A 5,050-nucleotide genomic window follows, 5' to 3' on the forward strand; every position below is an offset into this window, starting at 1 on the left:
CCTGCTACCACATTGCTGGAAACCATCTCAATAGGGGGATGGTCGGGGGCTTACAAACCTGTTAATTTCTCTGACGTAGATATTGCCAATATTGTTGAAGCGGTTATTAAAGATGATCCTGATGCAATTGTCATTAAAGATAGTTTAGCCAAATCACTCGCTCAATTGCGAGAAGGACGGTATGTACCCATATCGGAAGTTAGCCAAGTCCGTCAAAAGACAGGCTTGTCGCAAAGTCAATTTGCCAAGTCATTGGGTATTTCGGTCAATACGCTAAAGTCTTGGGAACAGGGTCAGCGTAAACCTAGCGGTTCAGCTCAAGTCTTGCTTAAGTTATTGGGCAAAAAACCTGAGTTAATTGATGAAATTGCTCATTTGGCGTAGTTTTCCAACTATATCCACTTCCAGTCTGACCTAAGCTTATTTTGAGTTTTCTGATAAACTCAAGATAATGGGTTTATCTGACGCTGTTTTATAGACAAGTAGATTGACAGAAATAAGGGCGGTTTGCTCTTGTTTTTTTGTGGAAATGGAAGTGTCTAAAAAACCGACGTTTTGTAGACAACTTAACCATTATCAATTTTAAAAATACTCGACTAAATTCCTTAACGTACTATTTTCTCCGAATTCTGGGGTAACCCCAGTATGTGTCAGTGTGCTTTAGAACACTTTTTACCGTACCAGAATTATAGTTTCAAACGGCGCAATCGCAGCGCGTTAGCAATCACCGAGAATGACGACAAGCTCATCGCTGCCGCTGCTATCATCGGACTAAGCAGAATCCCAAATATGGGATAGAGCACACCTGCGGCAATAGGAACACCAAGTGCATTGTAGATAAAGGCAAAAAACAGATTCTGTCTGATATTGCGCATGGTGGCGTGGCTAAGCTTATAAGCTTTGGCAATGCCCATTAAATCACCTTTTAGCAGGGTAATGCCCGCACTCTCCATCGCCACATCGGTACCGGTTCCCATAGCGATACCAACATTAGCTTGCGCTAGCGCTGGTGCGTCGTTGATACCATCACCCGCCATAGCGACCAATTTACCGCTGTCTTGCATTTCTTTGACGATACGGTTTTTATCCTCTGGTGAGACATCCGCATAAACTTCATCAATACCTAGTTTATTGGCGACTGCCTGCGCGGTTTTTTCGTTGTCACCGGTTAGCATCACAACTTTTAAACCTGCGTCATGAAGCAGTGAAATAGCCTCTTTAGTGCTTGGTTTAATAGGGTCAGCAACTGAAATAATACCAGCAGCTTTACCGTCTATAGCCACAAACATTACCGTTTCACCGTCTTTTCTACGGACATCAGCTTTAGTGGACAGCTCATTATCAAAACTATTTAGGCTTTCCATAAGCTTAGAGTTACCAATAGCGACTTTCTTACCATCGACCACGGCTTGTACGCCTTCGCCAGTAGTCGAATTAAAGTCAGTAGCTTTAGGAATAATGAGTGATCTTTCTTGAGCTGCTCTAACGATAGCTTCTGCTAAAGGATGCTCGCTAGCGCTTTCTACTGAGGCTACCAATGCGAGGAACTCGTCTTCATCTTGACCTACCTGCGCATCAATTGTGGTAAGCTCGGGCTTACCAGCGGTCAGTGTTCCGGTCTTGTCGACGACAATGGTATCGACTTTTTCCATACTCTCTAACGCTTCAGCATTTTTGATGAGGACGCCGTTTTGCGCGCCTTTGCCGGTACCAACCATAATGGACATCGGCGTCGCTAGACCAAGGGCACAAGGACAAGCAATAATCAGTACCGCAATCGCGTTAACCAAAGCATAGGCCATAGCGGGCTCAGGGCCGAATATCGCCCAGACAATAAAGGTAATGACGGAGCAAATAAGCACGATCGGTACGAACCACCCAGCTACCTTATCTACCAATTTCTGTATAGGTGCGCGGCTACGCTGGGCTTCAGCAACCATTTGTACAATTTTAGATAATACTGAATCTGCTCCAACATTGACCGCTTCGACTAATAGCGTTCCGGTGCCATTTACCGTACCACCAGTCACTGTATCTCCTGCTACTTTTGATACAGGGATTGGCTCACCCGTCACCATTGATTCATCAACATTACTATTACCATCGATCACTGTACCGTCTACGGGTAGTTTCTCACCTGGTCTAACCCGTAACTTATCGCCAGTGACGACCTCATCAAGCGAGACTTCGATCTCTTCTCCGTTTTCGTCAACACGTCTTGCAGTCGGTGGAGCTAGCTCAAGCAATGCTCGAATCGCACCTGAAGTTTGGCTTCTGGCTTTGAGCTCTAATACTTGACCCAACAATACTAAGGTTACAATGACAGCTGCTGCTTCATAGTAGACTCCGACTTGACCACTAGCGTCTCTAAAACTGTCTGGGAAAATATTGGGAAAAAAGGTCGCGACAATACTAAAAACATAAGCAGCGCCTACGCCTATCGCAATCAAAGTAAACATATTAAGATTGCGGCTTTTTATAGACTGCCAGCCACGAACGAAAAACGGGGCGGCCCCCCAAAGCACTACAGGTGTCGCAAGCACCAACTCAGCCCATTGTAAAACCTGTGAAGGTATACCATACTGACTAAAGTCAACTCCAAACATACCGCTCATAACATATATTAATAGCGGTATAGTGAGTACCGTACAGATCCAAAAACGACGAGTCATGTCGTCAAGCTCTGAGGTGTCCTCTTCACCGATAGTAAGCGTTTCGGGCTCAAGCGCCATACCACATATCGGACAACCGCTATTTCTAACGTCTCTCACTTCAGGATGCATAGGACAGGTATATACCGTGCCATCGTAATCAGCAGGTACTTTATCGTATTTACCGCCTTTAACAGATTTTACTCCGCTACTATCAGTATCCTTTCCATGACAGCTAGCGTGACTATCATCTTTAGCAACTTCGTCTTCAGGTTTAAGAAACATGCCACATATTGGGCAGTCACTTTTTTCAACATCTCTTACTTCTGGATGCATAGGACAAATATAGACCGTACCGCTATAATTTTCCGGTATCTTGTCGTACTTATCGTCTTCGACAGAATTTACCTCATTACTATTATTAGCATCCGCTCCATGACAATGCGCATGACTATCTTCATGGTTGTTGGATTCAGCAACCTCGTCTTCAGGTTTAAGAAACATGCCACATATTGGGCAATCACTTTTTTCAACATCTCTTACTTCTGGATGCATAGGACAAATATAGACCGTACCGCTATAATTTTCCGGTACTTTATCGTACTGACCACCTTTGATAGATTTTTCATCGGCAATATGTTTCATAAAACCACTCCTTGAAGACAATAAATATTGATAATAAGTACAACTCTTAAAGCACTCTCACTCAAAAATAGCAATCGACAGATATTGAACATTTCGATATAGGAATAAGAGGTTTTGAAATAAGAACAGTAAAACAAAGAGCAGTTACTGCAGTTGAAGGGGTAGGTAAAAAATCACATTAATTATCTGTGCAATCTGTCCTTTTAAGGTAAAGATACCAGCGAAGACTATAGCGCTGATACTAGGTATCACCATTTTTTCATAATCAATTTCTTAGCTTGCCATACCTCTATATATAGCCGTCTATTCGAGCTCTTCAATAAGCGCTTGCATCTCAGCGATTTCACGCTTTTGCGCTTTAATAATATCGTCAGCGAGCTGTTGTACTCTAGGGTCTTCAATATCTGCTCTTGAGCTCGTCAAAATGGCAATCGAGTGATGTGGTATCATGGCTTGCATCCAATCGACTTGATCAACCGTTGCTTGGGAACGCACACCCCAAATACCTACAGCAAACATTACTACACTTATTCCATAAACCAGTAAATTAATCTTAGTCTTTTTATACATATTGCTCATAAAGGCGAGCATGATAATCGCCATGACTGCGCCCATATATAATGCCATATAGGCTCGGGTCTCACTAAAATAAACATGATCCAGCTGATAGGTATTAAAATACATCATGATAAACATTACAATCGTAGACGTCAGAATCATCAAAGTGAACTTCACTTAAGGATTCATGCCCTGTTGATGGCTTTGATGATTCATGCTGTTTTGATCAGAAGTATTCATAATATATCTCCTATAATTTTGACAATGTTAGAACCAGAATGTAACCCCCGCAGTCAAACTACTGCTATCAACCGATTTATTTTCTTGACGGCGCAAATCTCGAGCATCGCCTAAAGCCGTCTCATAGCTCACACCGACGTAAGGTGCAAGTTGACGATTTAAAGTCTCGTACATTAATCTAACTTCAGCGTCAAAATCATTGAACCCTTTAGCAATACCGTTATCAGTATCGTCTTTACTAAAGGCTTTCAGCCCTACTTCTGGTCTGACAACCCAACGCTGAGTCAAACGCCACTCATATGCCGTACCTAAGTCAAGACGTACTTGACCATCAGTATAGAGATAGGCTCTTGCATCTGTTTCAACAAAGTATGGTGCAGTACCTACGATACCCGCCATAAGGGCAGCCTTATCGTTTTTGGTATCATAAGCGACACCTGCTTCACCATTCCAAAAAATACTTAGCGGCTTCCAATAAGCCAGTGAGGTCAGACTATCAATTTTTTTATCGTCCTTAGTCTGAACACTACCTTCGCTGCGTACAGCTAGGCGTCGCTCATCTTTTCCATACCAAGCATCCACCTCATAGTTAATCTGATCGTCATCAAACTGATAGCCCAACTGTTCTACAGAAACACCCCATAACGGCATATCACCCATCATCATAGGCTGACCATAGCGTCCATAGGGAACGCCGTTTGAATAGTCAGGACTGCGAGCATCAGCTGGAGCTTTACCACCTTGCATACCAGACATATCCATTTTGCCATGGTCCATGCCTGACATATCCATTTTGCCATGGTCCATGCCTGACATATCCATTTTGCTATGGTCCATACCTGACATATCCATACTGCCATGGTCCATACCTGACATATCCATACTGCCATGGTCCATGCCTGACATATCCATTTTGCTATGATCCATACCTGACATATCCATTTTGCTATGATCCA

Annotated in this window: 4 protein-coding genes; 1 reads left to right on the forward strand and 3 read right to left on the reverse strand. The window is 43.1% G+C overall.

Translation table 11 applies throughout. From position 1 onward, the window contains the following. Positions 1–384, forward strand: a 384-nt coding sequence (locus RTN07_RS09240) for a type II toxin-antitoxin system MqsA family antitoxin (RefSeq protein ID WP_312177643.1), incomplete at its 5' end; no start/stop codon positions are given. A 302-nt stretch (positions 385–686) separates the two neighbouring features. On the opposite strand, the gene RTN07_RS09245 is transcribed toward RTN07_RS09240, so the two are convergent. From RTN07_RS09245 to RTN07_RS09255, 3 genes are all read right to left on the reverse strand, one after another. Then, positions 687–3,296 (reverse strand): copper-transporting P-type ATPase, encoded by a 2,610-nt coding sequence (locus tag RTN07_RS09245; RefSeq protein ID WP_312177645.1) that lies wholly within the window; start codon positions 3,294–3,296, stop codon positions 687–689. Between the two features lie 303 nt (positions 3,297–3,599). Beyond that, positions 3,600–3,983: a DUF305 domain-containing protein gene (locus RTN07_RS09250; RefSeq protein ID WP_253852199.1), complete on the reverse strand. Its 384-nt coding sequence runs from the start codon at positions 3,981–3,983 to the stop codon at positions 3,600–3,602. Between the two features lie 138 nt (positions 3,984–4,121). Beyond that, on the reverse strand, positions 4,122–5,050 hold a 929-nt coding region (locus tag RTN07_RS09255; RefSeq protein ID WP_312177650.1), incomplete at its 5' end, for a copper resistance protein B.

Source organism: Moraxella sp. CTOTU46934 (assembly GCF_031979465.1).
Lineage (GTDB): Bacteria > Pseudomonadota > Gammaproteobacteria > Pseudomonadales > Moraxellaceae > Faucicola > Faucicola tetraodonis.

Bases quoted from the DNA above. Each gene is read 5' to 3' on its own strand.
- RTN07_RS09245 (WP_312177645.1), bottom strand. From the start codon at position 3,296: ATGAAACATATTGCCGATGAAAAATCTATCAAAGGTGGTCAGTACGAT.
- RTN07_RS09250 (WP_253852199.1), bottom strand. From the start codon at position 3,983: ATGATGTATTTTAATACCTATCAGCTGGATCATGTTTATTTTAGTGAG.